Source organism: Herpetosiphon sp. NSE202 (genome assembly GCF_042688385.1).
GTDB lineage: Bacteria > Chloroflexota > Chloroflexia > Chloroflexales > Herpetosiphonaceae > Herpetosiphon.
Window position 1 is genome coordinate 310,062 of the sequence record NZ_JBHUPY010000013.1, and the last position, 19,332, is coordinate 329,393.

Annotated in this window: 15 protein-coding genes; 14 read left to right on the top strand and 1 reads right to left on the bottom strand. The window is 51.6% G+C overall.

Features of this window, described 5'->3' with window-relative positions; genetic code table 11:
* Position 1: 1 nt before the first annotated feature.
* The 14 genes from ACFMKP_RS17875 (at position 2) to ACFMKP_RS17940 (ending at position 17,960) form a co-directional block, all read left to right on the top strand.
* Positions 2-787: an ABC transporter permease gene (locus ACFMKP_RS17875; RefSeq protein WP_382293719.1), complete on the top strand. Its 786-nt coding sequence runs from the start codon at positions 2-4 to the stop codon at positions 785-787.
* A gap of 426 nt (positions 788-1,213) precedes the next feature.
* Positions 1,214-4,408 carry a M14 family zinc carboxypeptidase gene (locus ACFMKP_RS17880; RefSeq protein WP_382293721.1) on the top strand — a complete coding sequence of 1,065 codons (3,195 nt, stop codon included), beginning with the start codon at positions 1,214-1,216 and terminating at the stop codon, positions 4,406-4,408.
* Positions 4,409-5,213: 805 nt separating this feature from the next.
* Positions 5,214-6,374 (top strand): ROK family protein, encoded by a 1,161-nt coding sequence (locus ACFMKP_RS17885; RefSeq protein WP_382293723.1) that lies wholly within the window; start codon positions 5,214-5,216, stop codon positions 6,372-6,374.
* A gap of 60 nt (positions 6,375-6,434) precedes the next feature.
* On the top strand, positions 6,435-7,445 hold the full coding sequence (locus ACFMKP_RS17890; protein ID WP_382293725.1) for an ROK family protein: 1,011 nt from the start codon (positions 6,435-6,437) through the stop codon (positions 7,443-7,445).
* A 138-nt stretch (positions 7,446-7,583) separates the two neighbouring features.
* On the top strand, positions 7,584-9,071 hold the full coding sequence (locus ACFMKP_RS17895) for an ABC transporter substrate-binding protein (RefSeq protein WP_382293727.1): 1,488 nt from the start codon (positions 7,584-7,586) through the stop codon (positions 9,069-9,071).
* 455 nt (positions 9,072-9,526) lie between these two features.
* Positions 9,527-10,624, top strand: coding sequence for a carbohydrate ABC transporter permease (locus ACFMKP_RS17900; protein WP_382293729.1), 1,098 nt, complete (start codon positions 9,527-9,529; stop codon positions 10,622-10,624).
* 2 nt (positions 10,625-10,626) lie between these two features.
* On the top strand, positions 10,627-11,472 hold the full coding sequence (locus tag ACFMKP_RS17905) for a carbohydrate ABC transporter permease (protein ID WP_204754116.1): 846 nt from the start codon (positions 10,627-10,629) through the stop codon (positions 11,470-11,472).
* Positions 11,473-11,475: 3 nt separating this feature from the next.
* Complete coding sequence (locus tag ACFMKP_RS17910) at positions 11,476-13,275, top strand: glycoside hydrolase family 20 zincin-like fold domain-containing protein (RefSeq protein WP_382293732.1); 1,800 nt, start codon at positions 11,476-11,478, stop codon at positions 13,273-13,275.
* Positions 13,268-13,729 (top strand): GNAT family N-acetyltransferase, encoded by a 462-nt coding sequence (locus ACFMKP_RS17915; protein ID WP_382293734.1) that lies wholly within the window; start codon positions 13,268-13,270, stop codon positions 13,727-13,729. Before ACFMKP_RS17910 ends, ACFMKP_RS17915 begins: the two co-directional genes overlap by 8 nt.
* Positions 13,726-14,862, top strand: a complete 1,137-nt coding sequence (gene nagA, locus ACFMKP_RS17920; protein ID WP_382293736.1) for an N-acetylglucosamine-6-phosphate deacetylase — start codon at positions 13,726-13,728, stop codon at positions 14,860-14,862. Before ACFMKP_RS17915 ends, nagA begins: the two co-directional genes overlap by 4 nt.
* The gene (locus ACFMKP_RS17925; protein WP_382293738.1) at positions 14,856-15,902 is read left to right on the top strand and encodes an SIS domain-containing protein; all 1,047 of its coding nucleotides are present in this window, start codon (positions 14,856-14,858) and stop codon (positions 15,900-15,902) included. Before nagA ends, ACFMKP_RS17925 begins: the two co-directional genes overlap by 7 nt.
* A gap of 162 nt (positions 15,903-16,064) precedes the next feature.
* Positions 16,065-16,403, top strand: coding sequence for a hypothetical protein (locus tag ACFMKP_RS17930; protein WP_382293740.1), 339 nt, complete (start codon positions 16,065-16,067; stop codon positions 16,401-16,403).
* A gap of 215 nt (positions 16,404-16,618) precedes the next feature.
* Entirely contained in the window at positions 16,619-16,807 is a 189-nt protein-coding gene (locus tag ACFMKP_RS17935) for a type II toxin-antitoxin system VapC family toxin (RefSeq protein WP_382293742.1), read from the top strand.
* Positions 16,808-16,964: 157 nt separating this feature from the next.
* A complete protein-coding gene (locus ACFMKP_RS17940) occupies positions 16,965-17,960 on the top strand; it encodes an aldo/keto reductase (RefSeq protein ID WP_382293744.1) in 996 nt (331 codons plus the stop codon).
* Between the two features lie 34 nt (positions 17,961-17,994).
* Here ACFMKP_RS17940 and ACFMKP_RS17945 read toward each other — a convergent pair whose 3' ends face one another.
* Positions 17,995-18,702, bottom strand: a complete 708-nt coding sequence (locus ACFMKP_RS17945; protein WP_382293746.1) for a hypothetical protein — start codon at positions 18,700-18,702, stop codon at positions 17,995-17,997.
* Positions 18,703-19,332 lie beyond the last annotated feature (630 nt).

A 19,332-nucleotide genomic window follows, 5' to 3' on the forward strand; every position in this document is an offset into this window, starting at 1 on the left:
GATGGTGTATTTACGATTATTCTGGATCTTCCTGCGGGTTAGCGTGATCAGCGAATTTCAATATCGAGTTAATTTTTTTGTGCAGCTGTTTCAATCGGCCTTGGCCTTGGGCACGGGCTTGGTTGCCATGAGCTTGGTGTTTAGCTATACCCAAAATTTGGCTGGCTGGACGCAACCAGAACTTTTGGCAGTAATGGGCGTGCATATCATCGTTGGCGGGCTGATCAAAACCATCATTCAGCCAAATATGAACCGCTTGATTGAAGATATTCAAGAAGGTACCTTGGATTTTGCCCTGACCAAGCCTGCCGATGCCCAAGCAATTATCAGCGTGCGTGAATTTCGAATTTGGCAATTGATCGATTTGGTGCTTGGCAGCGTGTTGTTGGGCTATGCAATTAGCCAATTAAGCACCAGTTTGGGCTGGCTGAGCGCACTTGCGTTTGCGGCGGCAGTGCTACTTGGCGGCCTGATGATTTATAGCGTTTGGTTGATGCTGAGCGTTGGCGCATTTTGGATTATTCGCGCCGACAACTTTTTGGAAATTTTTGATAGCTTGTATCAGGCAGGTCGTTGGCCAGTGAGCATTTATCCTGGCTGGCTCAAACATACCTTGACCTTTGTGCTGCCAATTGCGTTTGCGGTGACGCTGCCTGCTGAAACCTTGGCGCGCCAGTTGAACGGTCAAAATTTGTTGTTTGCCGTGGGCTTGACGGTTTTTTTATTGATCGTTTCACGCTTATTTTGGCGCTTTGGCTTGCGCCATTACACTGGGGCTTCGGCCTAGGATTAGATTTCCTTGCTCAGATAAGGGTTAGTTTTGAGCGATTGGTCGGCTGTGGAGCGTTCCCTCACCCCCCCAAGCCCCCTCTCCCTTACAAGGGTAGGTTTTAAAAAAAGCGTGGTGGTTAAATATTCCCTCACCCCCAGCCCCCTCTCCCACGAAAACGCGGGCGAGGGGGAGCACCCGTTTTAACCAAGGATTTTTGCAAGAACCACGCCATTAAAGCCCCTCGCCCAGCGGATTGGAGAGGGGTTGGGGTGAGGGAACACATCACTTAATCGCATATCGCCAAGGCTGCATTGCAAATACTTAATAATGATAAAATAGACACTTAACGAAGAGTCGTTTTTCCCCAAGAACTTCCCTAGCGTAACAATCGAAGGAGATTCTGGCACGGCGCTAGGCTCGCACTGTGTGGAGGTCGTTTGTATGGACCGTCTGAGGCATCGTTGGTCGTTAATTGGAACAATCTTGGCGCTGATTGGGGTTTGGAGTAGTTTGGTGGTGGTTTCGCTGCCAAAACGCACCGAAGCCCAGCCAGTTGTCGAAGAACAACGGGTTGTGGCACGAATTCAGGCCAAAGATCGAACTGAATCATTGGCCCTAAGCGCACGTGGCCTTGATTTATTGGAAATGCGCGATAAGGACGATCTGTTTGCGCTGATTACGCCAAGCGAATTGGCTAAATTGCAACAAGATGGATTTACCGCAGCAATTGATCAAGAACAAACCGACTTGCTGCAAATGCCTTCAATCTTGCCAGTTCAAGGTGGTTTTCGCACGGTCGAAGAAGGCTATGCCTTGCTAGATCAATGGCATGCGACCTATCCCAACCTGACTGGTTTATTTACCTATGGCGCTTCGTGGGATAAAGTGAACGCTGGCGGACCAGCAGGCTACGATTTGCGTGGGATTACCATCACCAATTCGTTGATTCCTGGGCCAAAACCAACCTTCTTCTTGATGTCGGCGATTCACGCGCGCGAAATGTCGACCGCTGAATTGACCTTGCGCTACACCGAGTATTTGCTCTCACGCTATGCAACCGACCCCGATGTGCATTGGTTGCTTGATGAGCACACGATTGTGATTGTGCCCTTCGTCAACCCAGATGGACGCAAAATTGCCGAGCAAGGCTCATCGTTTACCCAACGCAAAAATCGTAATACCGTTGATACACCAAACTGTAGCGGGGTGCAAATTGGGATCGACCTCAACCGCAACTCATCATTCCATTGGGGCGAAGTCGATAGCCCAAATGGTCCGCGTTGTGGCGAGACTTGGCCTGGGCTTTCAGCCGCTTCTGAGCCAGAAGTTGCTACCTTGCAACAATGGATTCGCGGGGTATTTGCTGATCGTCGTGGCCCTGCTGACACCGATCCTGCGCCAGACGATACGGCAGGGGTCTATATCTCGATTCACTCATATAGCGATTTGGTCTTGTGGCCCTATGGTCACTCAGCCCAACTTGCGCCAAACGATGCCGATTTGCGTGGTTTGGGTAAGAAATTTGCCAGCTACAATGGCTATACGCCGCAAAAGTCCGATGAGCTGTATCCAACCAGCGGCACGACCGATGATTGGGCCTATGGCGAATTGGGGATTGCCTCGTACACCTTTGAAGTTGGGCCAGGCTCTGGCTCATGTAGTGGTTTCTTCCCGAACTTTACCTGTTTAGATGGCCAAGCCCAAGGCAACTTCTGGGGCCGCAACTTGCCAGCGTTCTTGTATGCCTCGAAAGTGGCTCGCTCGCCTTATTTGTTGCAACGTGGCCCTGATGCCTTGAACGTCACCACCCAATCGGCGAGTAATGGCTACAAATTGTTGGCAACGATCAACGATGTCAATAATGGCAGCCAAACGATTGCTGCTGCTGAAGCCTATGTTGATACTCCACCATGGCGGGCTGGCGCAACCGCGATTAGCCTAAACGCCACTGATGGGAATTTCAATAGCGTTCAGGAAGCAGTGAATGCAACGATTCCCCAAACGTTGAGCAATGGCCGTCACTTGGTCTACTTCCGGGGCCGCGATACTGCTGGCAACTGGGGACCGGTTAGCGCTCAATGGCTCGATGTTGCGCCCCAAGGCTTAACCGGGGTTGTGCGCGCGAGCGATAACAATCAGCCAATTGCCAATGCCACGATCGTGGCAACGACTGGCACGTTTACTAGCACCACCACCAGCGCCAGCGATGGCAGCTATCGTTTGGAATTGCCAGTTGGCAGCTATAGTGTCAAAGTAAGCGGCACGGGCTTAACGCCAGCAAGCTACACCATAACGGTTAGCAGCAACAGCTTTACCAATCAAGATCTGGTGCTTGCGCAATTGGCGGCTTTGACAACCACGCCCAACGCCTTGAATTTCAACGTGAGCGATGGTAGCCAAGAGCGCACCTTGGTGATTGGCAATGCTGGCGACACCAGTTTTAATGCAAATATCACGCTGGCCCCAATGGGCTACGAAGTTAAGAGCAGCGACGATGTTGGCGGCCCAAGCTATAACTGGAACGACATCAGCAGCACTGGCACGCGGCTCAATTTGGGCGATGATGCCTGTGTGATTGTGAACTTGCCACGCAGTTTCATGTACTATGGCAGCGGCTATAGCAAGTTGATTGTCAATAGTAACGGCTTTATCAGCCCAACCAATGCCACGACCTGTAGTGCCTCGGGCACGTCGACCAACGGCGTGGTACCTGGCACCGCAGCACCCAATAATGTGATTGCCGCTTTGTGGGATGACCTTGATCCCAGCGATTTGACCAGTGGCCTGAATGGGATCTTTACCTATGCTGATAGCGCTAACGATCAATTTATTGTTGAATTTAGTGGTGTACCCCACTGGGCTAGCGGCGGCAGCTTCAGCCCTGAAGATTTCCAATTTGTGCTGGATCTGAACAGTGGCGATATTACCTTGCAATATCAAACGGTTGATACCCAAAATAGCGTCAGCGTTGGCATCGAAGATAGCACTGGAGCCTCGGGCTTCCAATGGGTCTACAACAGTACAGGCCGTTTGCATAGCAATTTGGCACTGAAATTTGTTGCCTATGCTGGCAACGCTTCGTGGCTGAGCTGGACTCCAACCTCGGTTGATGTGGCAGCGCGTGGCTCGGCAAACGTGCAAGTAACCGCCAACAGCAATGGGATTGCCAATGGTACCTATCGTGCGCGCTTGCGGGTCAACGCAGGAGCCAACACGGTGAATGGCGATCAAACCGTGCCAGTTGTGTTTACGATTGGAAATTCAACTGTGCATGATGTGGCAGTGCAAGCTCCTCAAGCTGCCTTGAGTGGGGTTGCTGGCTCGACGCTTACCTATACGGTGAACATTACCAACACCGGTAATGTAAGCGATAGCTTCAATCTGAGCGTCAGTGGTAATAGCTGGCCAACTACCTTGAGCCAAACCAGCGTCAGCTTGGAAGCAGGCGCAAGCACAACCGTCCAAGTTGTGGTGGCGATTCCAGCCAATGCAGTTGCTACCACGACCGATAGCGTAACCGTAACCGCAACCTCAAGCGCTGATAGTAGTGCAAGCAATAGCATTAGCTTAGTTTCAACCGCAACTAGCATTCCAGTCAGCCAATATAAGGTCTATATGCCGTATGTTGTGAAGTAGTAAGCGGGGGAGCGAGGGCTGGTTGTTGGGGATCGGTAACAAGTTTGTTATCGATCCCTTTTTTTGATCCACGAAGCTCATGAAACCGCAAAGAGCGCGAAGTATGGGAAGATTTCTTAGCCACGAATTGCACGAATTGCACGAATGCTTATTTTTTTTCGCCACAGATTGCCCAGATATATTTGATTATTATTCTTATAGCCCATAGCTGTACTGGTTCATTGGGTTAACCACGACTTGATCATCACCCCCCAACCCCTCTCCCACGTGGCGGGCGAGGGGCTTTAAAACCCTGGTTTTACCGCAATTCTTCATTCAAAACGGCGGCTCCCCCTCGCCCGCGTTCAGTGGGAGAGGGGGCTGGGGGGTGAGGGAACATGGTTGCCAACCTAATGAACCAGTACATATAGCCACCAGCCGATAGCCTCATTTTTTTGACTTCATCCCTCATCCTTCATCCTTCATAATTTCGTAGCTCTGCGCCGCTGCGTTAAAGCTAATCACTTGCCCCTATGTTCTTTGCTCTCTGTTCTATGTTCTATTATTAATGCTGACCCTATTCTGACTTCATCCCTCATCCTTCATCCTTCATCCTTCTGCGCTGCCCCTACTTATCATTTATCGGATAAAATAGCATTGGATTCAGGAATAGTCGCATATTGGTATTGTATGCAGCACTCCACGCTGCCAAAATCAGACTATTCTTGCTGCCCAAGGCTCAGCCTTTTGCGCCACGCAAAGCTGCGCTTGACAAATTGAGCCGCTTGTGGGATACTCTCACTTAGTAAATTCATTGGAATAAGTTATGCAGGGACTGCCCAAGAAAGCCAGTCGGGAGCAAAGCAAGCTTCACAACTACCGACTTGTCTTCAAAGCCATCTACGATGGTGGCGCGATTAGTCGGGTGGATGTGGCCCGCTTAACCAACCTCACGCCAACCACAGTTTCGAGTAACGTCGCGATTTTGCTTGACGAAGGCTTGGTGCAAGAAGTCGGGTTAGCGCCCTCTGGGGGTGGAAAGCCAGCGACATTGCTGAGCGTATTGGATGATGGTCGCCACTTGATAGGTTTGGATGTTGCGGGACACGAACTGCGAGGCACGATCATCAACTTACGCGGGACAATTCGCCAGCGCCAAACCTTGACCCTGAATGGGGGCAATGTTCTTGAACAATTGTATCAACTGATTGATCAATTGCTTGCGAACACCCACAACCCAGTGCTGGGCATTGGCATCGGCGCACCAGGAGTGATTAATACCACTGCTGGGGTTGTCCAACAAGCGGTTAACCTTGGTTGGCACAATCTCGCACTGCGCGATTTGCTTGGCAAGCGCTATGGGCTACCAGTCTATTTGGCCAACGATAGTCATGTGACGGCGATTGCTGAACACACGTTTGGCAGCCAGCGCAATGCACCCAATTTGGTGGTAATTAACATTGGGCTTGGCATCGGCGCAGGCATTTTTATCAATGGTCGGATTGTTGGTGGTGACGCTTGGGGAGCTGGTGAGATCGGTCACGTGGTTGTACAACCAAATGGAATTCTCTGCCGCTGCGGCCATTATGGCTGCCTCGAAACTGTGGCGAGTACGAGTGCGTTGCTGACCAAACTCGATGCAATATTGCCCCAAGCAGAACCATGGACGATTGCCGCGATTCAAGCCGCTTTGGCCAACAACGAGCCGACTGTGCGCGCGATTATTGACGAAGCAGCCCACTACCTTGGCATCGCCATTGCTAATGTTGTTGGTTTGCTCAACACTCAATTCGTGATTCTGGCTGGGTCACTGGCCCAACTTGGCAATGATTTACTCCAACCGTTACGTCGTTCGCTAGCCCACCATGCGTTGCAAACCTTGGTTGCAGCCACCGATGTGCACGTTAGCACCCTCGGCAGCGATATCGTAACCTTAGGCGCAGCAGCGCTGTTACTAGCCAATGAGCTAGGCATTGTTCGGGATTAACGTTCTGCAAACCACCCCCCGACGAGCTTAGCCACTTAGTTCCTTGTATAGGGGGTTTGCGTGGATCAACGACAGCGCCGGAACGCCAATGGCTGGCGGTTAGGAGTCGATGTAGGGGGCACAAAAATTGCGACCCTGCTTGTCGACGACGAGAATCGGGTTTGGGCCAGCGTCCAACGCCCCACCGATACCCGAACCCCAGACCATGCCCTCCAGTCTCTTGCCGATACGATTTGGGAAACCCTGAAACAAGCTGATTTGCCGATTCGGCTACTTGCAGGAATTGGGATTGGCATTCCAGGCCAAGTCGATACGCAGAGCGGGATTGTGCGGCATGCCGTCAATCTTGGCTGGCAATCAGTTGATCTGCGTGGCTTCATCAACGCCACCTTTGGCACGGCTTGCGTGATTGAAAACGACGTTCGGGCCGCAGCGCTTGGCATTCAACGCTATTGGCTGGCAGGTTCGATCGATTCGATTTTATATGTTAGTATAGGCACGGGCATAGCCGCTGGCATGATTCTTGATGGAGCTGTCTACCGTGGTAGTCACGGGATGGCGGGCGAAATCGGCCATGCACGCTTTGGTTCATCAACAATTCGCTGTCGCTGTGGCAATTACGGCTGTCTTGAAGCCGTTGTGGCAGGCCCAGCAATTGCCAACTATGCGCAATCTCTGCTCTCAACATTCCCGCATAGCCAACTTCAGCACCAAACCTCGATAACCACTCCAGCAGTGTATGCTGCTGCCGAGGCTGGCGATGAATTAGGGTTGGCTGTTGCCCACATGGTTGGCGACCAACTTGCTCAGGCGCTCTATACAATGGTGCTTGCCTACGATTGCGATCATATTGTGCTGGGGGGCGGTGTTAGCCGCGCAGGCTCAGCCTTCTTCAGTCCAATTGAACAAGCACTCGATAGCTTACGTCAGCAAAGTTCGCTCGCAGCATCGTTGCTTCCTGCAGGGCGGGTCAAGCTCTTAGATCGTGATTTTGCTGCTGGTGCATGGGGCGGAATCGCCTTGCTCGATAGCCAAGCGTTGGCGCGGGTCGCGCACGCGCAATTGGCTTAAGCTCCGCCACGAGATGAACCCAACATCTCATGGCAAACCATACCAGGCCCACATCGTTAGGTTGGATTTGGGGAAACGCCACGGGGTATGAAGTCACGTATACCGCAGCATTTCCCGCATTAGTGAGGAACAGTCTAGATGAAACATCGCAGTTTCCTGTTGTTACTGCTGATCAGCATGCTGATCGCCGCATGTGGTGGTAGCACAACGCCTACGACCGCACCAACCACCGCAGCAACCACTGCTCCTGCAGCAACGGCCACAACCGAAACCGCCGCTGCAACTGAAGTCCCAGCAGCAACCGAAGTTGTTGCAACCGAAGCAATCACCGGAACCGAAGCCCCAGCCGCAACCAAAACTACAGATAGCACTGGCAGCGTTCCAGCTGTCAACCCAAACTATGCTGAATTAGTTCGCGCCGAAGCTGGCGAATTCAAGGGCACCAAAGTCAGCATCTTCGGTTTGTGGGTTGAAGCAGAAGACGCAGCCTTCAATCAAACCTTGGCTGCCTTCGAAGCCCGCACCGGCATCGATGTTCAATACGAAGGCTCGAAAGATTTCGAAACCTTGATTCCTGTTCGCGCCGAAGGCGGTAACGCCCCTGACATCGCTGGTTTCTCACAACCAGGCTTGATGGCAACCTTGGCTCGCAAGAACAAGTTGGTCGATATCTCAAGCTTCATCAAACCAGAAGATTTGCAAAAAGATTACATCCAATCATGGATCGATCTTGGCTCAGTTGATAACACCCTCTACGGTGTGTTCTTCCGCGCCAGCACCAAGAGCATCGTCTGGTATCCAGTTCCAGCCTTCGAAGAAGCTGGCTATACCATTCCTCAAACCTGGGATGAAATGACCGCTTTGAGCGACAAGATGGTTGCTGATGGCAACACTCCATGGTGTATCGGCTTGGAACACGGCAACGTGACCGGCTGGGTCGCTACCGACTGGATGGAAGACATCATGTTGCGCACCGCTAGCCCTGAAACCTACGACAAGTGGGTCAGCCACGAAATCCCATTCAACGACCCAAGCGTCAAAAACGCCGCTGAAGTTATGGGTAAAATCTGGTTCAACGAACAATACGTTGCTGGTGGCCGTGAAGGTATCTTGACCACCGCTGTGGCCGATACCCAAACCCCAATGTTCAACGCCGACAAACCAGGCTGCTGGTTGCACCGCCAAGCTGGCTGGATTCCATCATTCTTCCCAGAAGGCAAGAAAGCTGGCACCGACAGCAACTTCTTCTACTTGCCACCAATTGATCCAGCATTAGGCAAGCCTGTGTTGGGTGGCGGCGACGTGTTCGCAATGTTCAACGATCGCCCAGAAGTGCGCGCTGTATTGCAATACTTGGCTAGCCCAGAATCAGCCAAAGGCTGGGTCGAAGCTGGTGGCTTTATCTCACCAAACCAAAGCGTCGACTTGGCTTGGTATGGTAACGACATCGACCGCCGCCAAGCTGAAATCATCAAGGAAGCTACCGTATTCCGCTTCGATGCTTCCGACTTGATGCCAGCTGAAGTTGGCGTTGGTACCTTCTGGAAAGGTATGGTCGATTACGTGAACAACACCGACATCGATACCGTCTTGACCACCATCGAAGAAAGCTGGCCAAAAAACTAGTCAGCCTCCCTCGATGACGATGCAGTGCATCGAAATGCCGCGAGAGGTAGGTAGCGTATGCCTACCTCTCGTTGTATAGTAAGCAGAACAGAGAGAAGGATAAAGGATGAGGGATGAAAGAAAAGGTCAAAAGGCAGAAGGCAAAAATCAAAATAAGCACAGCAAGCAATGAAAAAAATATGAAGGATGAATTATGAGGGATGAAATTAAATCATTCGTGTGATCTGTGTAATTCGTGGCTAAAAAATAATCCTTTGCGCTCTTCGTGTCCTTCGCGGTTTCAGCTCTTCGTATGCTTCATGGATCAAACCTAGAGCCAAAAGCCTATAGCCCATAGCCAAACATGACATAGCACAGAGAACAGCGGAATCGCTCACATTCATTTGTTCTCTGGACTCTGTTCTCGGTATTCAGGCAGTGCTGCTTGGCACTGTTCCTCAGCAAGGAGTTGTGGCATGTCATCACAACCACAAACTAGCACTGGGCCACGCTCGCGCAACACCAGCGAGATTGTGCGCATGTTGCTGGTTCCTCTCGCATTAATTATTTCAATCTTGGTCGGGCGTTGGAGCCTCGGCGTTATGAAAGACGCTGATGCCCCGCGATTGTTGGTGGTTGGGGTGGCCTTGCTCGTTGGGGTCTTTGGCATTTGGATTGCCTACTGGCTCTGTAACGAGCTGCTCAATCTGATTCCTTCTGAAACACTGCGCGAGCGGATTCGCCCAGTGATTTTTGTTGGCCCAGCCTTGGCCTTGCTGATTATCTACTTGGTCTATCCAACCGTGATGACGGCCTACTATAGTGTGCTCGACAAAAATAGCGAGACCTTTGTTGGGCTGGAAAACTTTAAGTTTGCCTTTACCAATCGTACAGTCCAAATTGCGCTGCGCAATAATGTCTACTGGATTGTTGGCGTAACCTCGTTTAGCGTCATTGGCGGCCTGATTATGGCCGTGCTGTTCGATAAAGTGCGCTACGAAGCTGTTGCCAAATCGATGATCTTCTTGCCAATGATTATCTCGTTTGTTGGTGCAGGCGTGATTTGGCGCTTTATGTATGCCAGCAACCCGCCAGGCGTTGGCTTGTTGAATGCCTTTATCGGCAATTTCGACTTCAAACCAGTTGCTTGGTTAATCAATAAGAGCGTCAATAATATTGCCTTGATCGTGATTATGATCTGGCTGCAAACTGGCTTTTGTTTGGTGATTCTCTCAGCGGCGCTCAAGGCGATTCCCGCCGATATTATCGATGCAGCACGGGTCGACGGCGCAGGCGAGCTTGACATCTTCTGGCGGATTATCATTCCTTCGCTCAAAACCACGATTTTGACCGTGGTTACGACGGTGGTTATCGCAGTCTTGAAGGTGTTCGACATTGTGTTTGTGATGACCAACGGCAACTATGAAACCGAGGTTATCGCCAATCGCATGTTTACCGAGTTCTTCCGAAATCAAAACTATGGCCTCAGTAGCGCTTTGACCATGATTTTGGTGATCGCCGTGCTGCCAGTGATGATTATTAACGTGCGGAATGCCCGCCGTCAGCGAGGGTAATCATGCGTATCCAACGTCTTGTCTCACGTTCATTCGTTCACTTTGCAGTTATTGCAATTGCCTTCCTCTGGACGTTGCCAACCGTCGGCGTGTTGGTTAGCTCGTTTCGCCCCGAAAATGATGTGAAAAATTCAGGCTGGTGGAATGCGCTCAAACATCCATTTGAGGAATCAGTTTGGACTTTCAAAAACTATGCTGATGTGATTAGCGCTAACGGCCTTGGCGAAGCCTTTGTCAATACCTTGGTCGTCACGATTCCCGCCACAATTCTGCCAATTACTGTCGCCGCTTTTGCCGCCTACGCCTTTGCATGGATGAAATTTCCAGGCCGCGATTGGCTGTTTGCAATGGTTATCGGCTTGATGGTTGTGCCATTGCAAGTGGCCTTGATTCCGATTTTGCGCTTGTATACGCAAACTGGCATCGCCGGCACTTTCCTTGGCTTGTGGCTAGCGCACACCGGTTTTGGCTTGCCGCTGGCAATTTATCTGCTCTACAACTATATTTCGCAACTTCCAGGCGACCTGATTGAATCGGCAAAAATCGACGGTGCATCAGATTTCACCGTCTTTATGCGGATTGTGCTGCCACTTTCGACCCCAGCAATTGCTTCGTTTGCGATCTTCCAATTCCTCTGGATTTGGAATGACCTGCTGGTTTCGTTGGTGTTCTTGGGCACGAATAAAGTTTTGACCGTCAAACTCTCCGAATTAACCGGCTCGCTCGGCAATAAATGGCACTTGTTAACTGCTGGCGCGTTTGTCTCGATGATCGTGCCGTTGGCAGTGTTCTTTGCACTACAACGCTATTTCGTGCGTGGTTTGCTAGCCGGATCAGTCAAGGGATAAAAAATGCACTTATTACCAACACCAAAAAGCCTTCAGCTCGCTGAGGGAAGCTATGCTTTACCCAAAATTTGGCAGATTAGCCTGCCAACCGAGCTTGATCAACGGGTTTCAGCCAGTTTGGCCCAGCTTGGCGAGCATGAAGTCGTCGCGCAAAACGCCAATTTGGCGCTAACGCTTGATCCAACAATCGCTCACGCCGATGGTTATCGTTTGCAAATTGCTGCCGAGGGCGTGCAAATCGCTGCGCAAACTGCGGCTGGCTTGTTTTATGGTTTGCACACGCTGCGCCAAATTCAACAGCAATCAGCTGCACAATTGCCCTATCTTTTGATCGACGATGCGCCAGATTTTGCGGTGCGGGGCTTTATGCTCGATATTAGCCGCGATAAAGTGCCAACCATGGCTACGCTCTATGGGCTGATTGACGAATTGGCCAGCTGGAAAATCAACCAAATTCAGCTGTATATCGAACATACCTTTGCCTACCAAAACCACCCCACGGTTTGGGCCGATGCCTCGCCGCTGACCGCTGAGGAAGTGCGCGCGCTCGATGATTTTTGTCTCGAACGCTTTATTGAATTAGTGCCCAACCAAAACTGCTTTGGCCATATGCGGCGCTGGCTGACCAAGCCAGAATATCGCGATTTGGCCGAGTGCCCTGATGGCTGCGACACGGGCGATCCAGATTGGGGTTACTTCGACGAACCCTTTACCTTGGCCCCCGAACACCCAGGCAGCATCGCATTGGTGCGCAGCATGCTCGACGAATTGCTGCCTAATTTCCGCACTCGCACCCTCAACGTCGGCTGCGACGAAACCGTTGAATTGGGCTTGGGCGCAAGCGCGGCGGCAGTTGCTGAACGTGGCAAGGGTCGGGTGTATCTCGAATTTTTGCAAAAGCTCTATCACGAAGCCCACTCTCGCGGCTATATCATGCAATTCTGGAGCGATATTATTTTGCACTACCCAGAGTTGGTGAGCGAATTGCCACAAGATGCAGAAGTGCTAATTTGGGGCTACGAGGCCAATCATCCCTTCGAAGAACAATCGGCGACAATCGCCAAAGCTGGCCTGCCATTCTACGTTTGCCCAGGCACCTCAAGCTGGAATACGATTGCAGGCCGCACCAGCAACGCCTTGGAAAACATCGCCAGCGCCGCCAAACATGGCTTGCACTATGGCGCTAAAGGCTTTTTGATGACCGATTGGGGCGATAATGGCCACTGGCAACCATTGGTAACCAGCTATCTTGGCTTGGCAATCGGCGCTGCTCGCGCTTGGAACGCACTGGCCGAGCTTGATGTGGTGGCCTTGCTCGATAGCGTAGTTTTTGCTGATAGCAACAAGGTTTTGGGCAATTTGGTCTATCAATTGGGCGATGTCTATCGTGCTGTGCCGCCGTTATTGCACAACACTTCATCGTTGTTCCGCATTTTGCAAGCCAACCCCGAAGCAATTGCTAACTTGAAACTTGATCGTGAAGATTTACATAACGCTGATGAGATTTTAGTACAATTACGCAACGACCTCCAGAAAACCAAACCGCAGCGCGCCGATGGCGAATTATGCTTGGTCGAGTTGGCGTGGGCGATCGATTTGCTGCGCCATGCAGTGCAGCGCGGCTTGTGGGTACTCGATCAACAGCCAAGCGAGCAGGCAAGCAGCCTACAAACCGAAATCGATGGCTTGATCGCGCGCTTCCAAGAAGTTTGGTTGAGCCGCAATCGGCCAGGTGGCTTGCAGGATAGCTTGAAGCACTTCGCCACCTTGCGCAGTAGCTATGGCGAGGTTCAATATGCCTGATCTCTTGGTCAAACTCTACGAATTGCCAGCGATTCCGAGCGTTGCTGGCGTGACGATTCGCCGGGCAATTGCCCCTGAACGCCATGTTGTGCTCGATTGGGTAGCGCGTTTTTTCTACCCAGCGTGGCGCAGCGAGTGTGCAGTGGCCTTCAGCCAAACCCCAATTAGCTGCATCATTGCGGTCGAAGAGCAAAAGCTCTTGGGCTTTGCCTGCTACGATACCACAACCCGCAATTTCTTTGGCCCAACTGGCGTTGACCCCGATTGCCGTGGGCGCGGAGTTGGTACGGCCTTGTTGATTGCAGCCTTGGATGCGATGAAACAGCAAGGTTTTGGCTATGCGATTGTGGGTGATGCAGGCCCAGTTGAGTTCTATCAGCGCACCGTTGGCGCAATCGTCATCCCCGATTCAACCCCCGGCGTGTATCGCGGGATGTTGCAAGGTGATGCATGAGCAGCCTACGTTTTGAAAACGCCACGATCTATACGCCTGAGCTGAGTGCTATGCGCAGTTTGGCGATTGCCAATGGCCATTTTGCCGAGGCCGCGCCAGCAGCGCCCTGCTACGATCTGACTGATCTGATTGTCGCGCCAGGTTTGATCGATTTGCAACTGAATGGCGCACTTGGCCACGACTTTACTAGCGATCCACAGACGATTGCTGCGGTGGCTGCCAAATTGGTGCAATATGGCGTGACGGCCTTTTTGCCAACGATCATCACCTCGCCGCTGAGCCAAGTTGCCTTGGCGCAACAGGTGGTGCAAGAAGCCAATTTTACTGGTTCGCGGGTGCTGGGCTTGCATCTCGAAGGGCCGTTTCTCAACCCAGCCAAGCGCGGTGCGCATAATCCTAATCATTTGCAAAGCCCTAGTTTGGCGGCGATTGAAAGCTGGTCGCTGGCTAATGGCGTGCGCTTGGTTACTTTGGCTCCCGAGCTTGATGCAGCTGATCAAGTTATTCAAGCTTTGGTTGAGCGCGGCGTGGTGGTGAGCGCTGGCCACTCAGAATCCACCTTTGAAGCAGCCGAAGCCAGTTTTAACCAAGGTATTCGTGCCGTAACCCATTTGTTCAACGCCATGCCAGCCTTGCATCATCGCGAGCCAGGTTTAGCCGGAGCCGCCTTGAGCGACCAACGGATCACAATTGGCTTGATTCCCGATGGGGTGCATGTGCATGCTGGTTTGGTGCGCCATGTTTGGCAAAGCGCCAGCCAGCGCATTGCGATTGTCAGCGATGCCCAGGCAGCACTTGGCATGCCCGATGGCGAATATCTGCTTGGCGACACAACCTTGACCGTCGCCAATGGCGAGGCTCGGCGCAGCGATGGCCGTTTGGCGGGCAGTGTCTTGGCGATGGATCAAGCGTTGCGCAACATTCATGCTTGGACAAACAGCCCGCTAGAGCAGATTTTGCCAGCCTTTACCACGATTCCGGCCAATTTGCTGGGCTTGGCGCACTATGGCCGAATTGCGATCGATAATCCTGCTGATTTGGTGATTTTTGATCAACACTATCAGGTTGTTGCCACAATTGTTGGCGGCAACATCGTCTATGGTTCTACAACCTTGGAGCAACGTCAATGCTAACCCAAAGCCATCTGTATCGCGAAATTTATGAGCAACCTCAATCACTGGCACGGCTGCTCGAGGCCGAAAAAGACACGGTTGCTAGTTTGGCGGCGGCCATTCGCGAACGCAATATCAGCCAAATTGTCATTGCTGCGCGCGGCACGAGCGATAATGCTGCCCGCTATGCCCAATATTTGCTTGGCTCTATCAATGGAATCTTAGTTACTTTGGCTACGCCAAGCCTGTTTTCAATCTACCAACGCCCACCAGTTTTGGGCAATGTGTGTGTGCTGGGCATTAGCCAAAGCGGCAAAAGCCCCGATATTGTGGCGGTGCTCACCGAAGCGCGCAAACAGGGCGCATTAACTGCCGCGATTACCAACAAAACCGATTCGCCCTTGGCCCAAGCAGGCGATTTCGTGATCGATTTGCATGCTGGCGAGGAATTGGCGGTTGCTGCGACCAAGAGCTATAGCGCTCAATTGGTGGCGATTGCGATGCTGAGCACTGCTTTGTCCGATGATGCCAGTATGAATGCTGCGCTTGATCGTTTGCCGCGCTTTGTTGGCGATACCCTCAGCAATTTGCCAGATATGGCGAATGTGGTGCAGCGCTATCGCTATATGCAACAATGTGTGGTGATTGGCCGGGGCTACAATTATTCAACCGCCTTTGAATTAGCGCTCAAGCTCAAAGAATTGACCTATACGATTGTGCAGCCCTACAGCAGCGCCGACTTTTTGCATGGCCCCGTGGCCGTGCTCGAACAGGGCTTTCCGGTGATTGTGATTGCGCCAAGCGGCCCAATGTTGCCCGAAATGCAAAGCTTTATCCAAACGATTCGCGAGCGTGGCGCAGAAATTCTGGCGATTAGCGATGATCACGATACCTTGCGTTTGAGCCGCACGCCCTTGCGCACGCCAACCGGCCTGCCCGAATGGCTCTCGCCAATTATCAATATTGTGCCTGGCCAATTGTTGGCCTTGCATCTGGCGCATACTCGTGATTTCGATGTTGATCAGCCGCGTGGTTTGCGCAAAGTTACCGAAACCCGCTAAGTTGTTTCAATCTGCTGATTTGCCAAGCCTTGCCTTTGGGTAGGGCTTTTGGTTTTTAGCCAAATAGAAGTTTATAAACTCTAGTTCTAATTAATGAGCTTGCCGCCAAAACTAGGCAATGCTAGACTACAGATAGGTATGAATATTCCTTGGAGGTATGGGATGCCCACAATTACCGTGCCTGAAGCACTAGCACTGCGCTTACAACAACATGCATTAGCTCAGCACCAATCAGTAGAAACCTTGGCTATAAGCTTATTGACAAGTGCCTTGGATACTGCTATCGATCCTCAGCTACTTACTGTCGTCCAACGAATTCAATCAACTCCACCGAATCCAACCCAAATTCGTCCGGCACTGGGATCACTCACAGCTGCACTTTACGACGATGAGGAGTCTGATCCCGTAATTGGACAGGAATGGGATGCAGCGTGGCAAGAAGCTGAAACTATTATTCACAACATGAATATTGATGATAGTACAGATGAGGAATTGCGTTAGGATGGCAATTTACCTTTTAGATACGAATCATGCTTCGCCTTTAATTCTCCCAGTCATCCGCTACGTCATCGTGTAATCATGGAGATAGCCGCTGGAGCAACCTTTGCAATTTGCGTCCCCATGGTGACTGAGCTTATTTTTGGCATTGGTCTGCTACCTCGTGCGGTGGCAAATCGAGCAGCGGGGCACAGATCCAACCCTTTTTTCCCTGCTATTTGCCTGATGAGACTGATGCAGTTCATGCCGCAGAGATGCAAATTGCCTTACGTCGCCAAGGTCGCCAACTGGCCACCGTAGATGCCTTGATAGCGGCTCTTGCGTTGCGCTATGACTTAGTATTGCTAACCACAGATAAGGATTTCGACGCAGTTCCAGAACTACGGATTGAAAATTGGCTACGCTGATGATTTAGTAATCATTTGTGCAATTCGTGGCTAAAAACTCCGTAGGAACAACCAAAGTTTGGAGCATTGGGCAATAGGTTTGGAGCATTAGGCAAGTAATTGTTGCGCCAAGATCTATACTGTTGCTAGCACAAATTTCGACTGCAAGGAGTTTGCAATGCACCAACGAACGCTTGGAACGACTGGCTTGGTTGTCTCAGAAATTGGCTTGGGCTGTATGGGGATGAGCCAAAGCTATGGCCCCGGCGGCGATAAACAATCAGCAATCAACTTAATTCATACCGCGGTTGAGCGCGGTGTAACCTTCTTCGATACTGCCGAAGTTTATGGCCCCTACCTCAACGAGGAATTGGTTGGCGAGGCACTGGAGCCGTTTCGCAATCAGGTCGTGATTGCAACCAAGTTTGGCTTTAACTTACACCCCGATGGCAAGCCAGGTTGGTCGGGAGTCAACAGCCATCCTGATCAGATTAAACGTGTCGCCGAAGCATCGCTCAAACGGCTGCGCATCGAAGCAATCGATCTGTTTTATCAACATCGCGTTGATCCGAATGTGCCAATTGAAGAAGTGGCTGGCGCAGTTAAAGATCTGATTCAGCAAGGCAAAGTTAAGCATTTTGGGCTTTCCGAGGCTGGGGCGCAAACGATTCGCCGTGCGCATGCAGTGCATCCAGTCGCCGCCTTACAAAGTGAATATTCGTTGTGGACGCGCGAGCCAGAAGCTGAGATTTTGCCAGTCTTGGCAGAATTGGGCATCGGCTTTGTGCCATTTAGCCCACTGGGCAAGGGCTTTTTGACTGGTAAAATCGACCAAAGCACAGTATTTAGCGAGGGCGATATTCGCAACAGTATTCCACGGTTTAGCGCTGAAGCCTTGCAAGCCAATCAAGCCTTGATTGATTTGTTGAACGAGATTGCGCGCCAAAAACAAGCCACGCCTGCCCAAATTGCCTTGGCATGGTTGCTGGCCCAAAAACCATGGATCGTGCCGATTCCTGGCACGCGCCGTTTGGAACGCTTGGAAGAAAATCTGGGCGCGGCAGCAATTGACCTGACGGCTGAAGATTTGCAGGCGATTGAACAAGCGGCGGCCTCAATTACAATTCAAGGTGCGCGCTATCCCGAACATTTAGAAAAAATGACTGGTTTATAGCAGCTTGCGGCGTTGGAACATTCCAGGGTCGCGTTTATTTGTTTGGTGGGTTTGGCCCAGGAATTGGCTCTGGAATAATTTCTGGCTCAAACCCAGTTATTTCGCTGCCCAAACGCCCCAACAACACCTTAAATTGATCAGGATTATCAGGATGCCACTCGAAGCGAGCACGCTCGAACCATTGGGTAATCACCTCATCACCATCAGGATTAACCTCAAATTGGGCGCTGGTAAGCGGCAAGCCAAAGAGTTGCAACGAACGCGTATAGCTATCCAAGCCGGCGGTGGTTGTGCCATGGCTTTGCCAATAGTGCTTGAAGCCCATGCCATCTGCTTGATTACAGACGTTATGGCCGGTTTCTGCGAACCACAAACAATTATTGGCAGGTCGACGTGCTGCTGGCTCTAAATCACGGTTGAGCTGGGCCATGCGCTCTTTGCCAAGCAAGCCAATTTGAATTTCGTAGGGCGTGCCAGCCAATGTGGTGTGCTGCTCTAAGCGTTGACGCTCAGTCCATTGGATGTTGAGGATTGGGCCTTGATCTGGCGTTTGGTAGCGATCTTTGGCGCTAATCGGGTAGCCAAAAACTGGTAGACCGCCATTAGCAACCCAATATTGATCAAATGGGGCTTCAACACAATAGGCTTTGAGTTCGGGGAAGCAATAGTTGCTGGCAGCAGTGCTCGCGCGAATTGGCACGACCAACAGCACACTCAGCAGCAATAATCTCAGCTGTTTCATGGCAAACCTCCTTGCTGTGGCTGCGAGTATAGCATAGTTGGGGTTGAGGGGTCAGGGTTCAGGGGTTAGGGTTCAGGGGTTAGGGTTCAGGAGGGGAAATTTAACGCAAAGGCGCAGAGAGCAGAAGGATGAGGGATGAATATGATTAATTTATGGAATTCGGGCAGTTGGCATTGAACGAATTTCTATTCCTAGCTCCTGACCTTTCAAGGGTAGGTTTTTAGACATTTGGTAGTAGCGTGGGGCATGCCCTCACCCCTAGCCCCCTCTCCCACTGAACGCGGGTGAGGGGGCGCAGCAGTTTTTACCGAGGGATTGCGCAAGAACCACGGTATTAAAGCCCCTCGCCTGCTGGGCGGGCGAGGGTTAGGGTGAGGGGATCTTAAGACCTTCGCCGATCCCCAGCCCGCTCTCCCACTGAACGCGGGCGAGGGGGAGCACCCGTTTTCACCACCAATCATGCCAAACCAACACAACCAAAAGCCCCTCGCCCGCCGCGTGGGAGAGGGGTTGGGGTGAGGGGATCTTAAGACCTTCGCCGATCCCCAGCCCGCTCTCCCACTGAACGCGGGTGAGGGGGCGCAGCAGTTTTTACCGAGGGATTGCGCAAGAACCACGGTATTAAAGCCC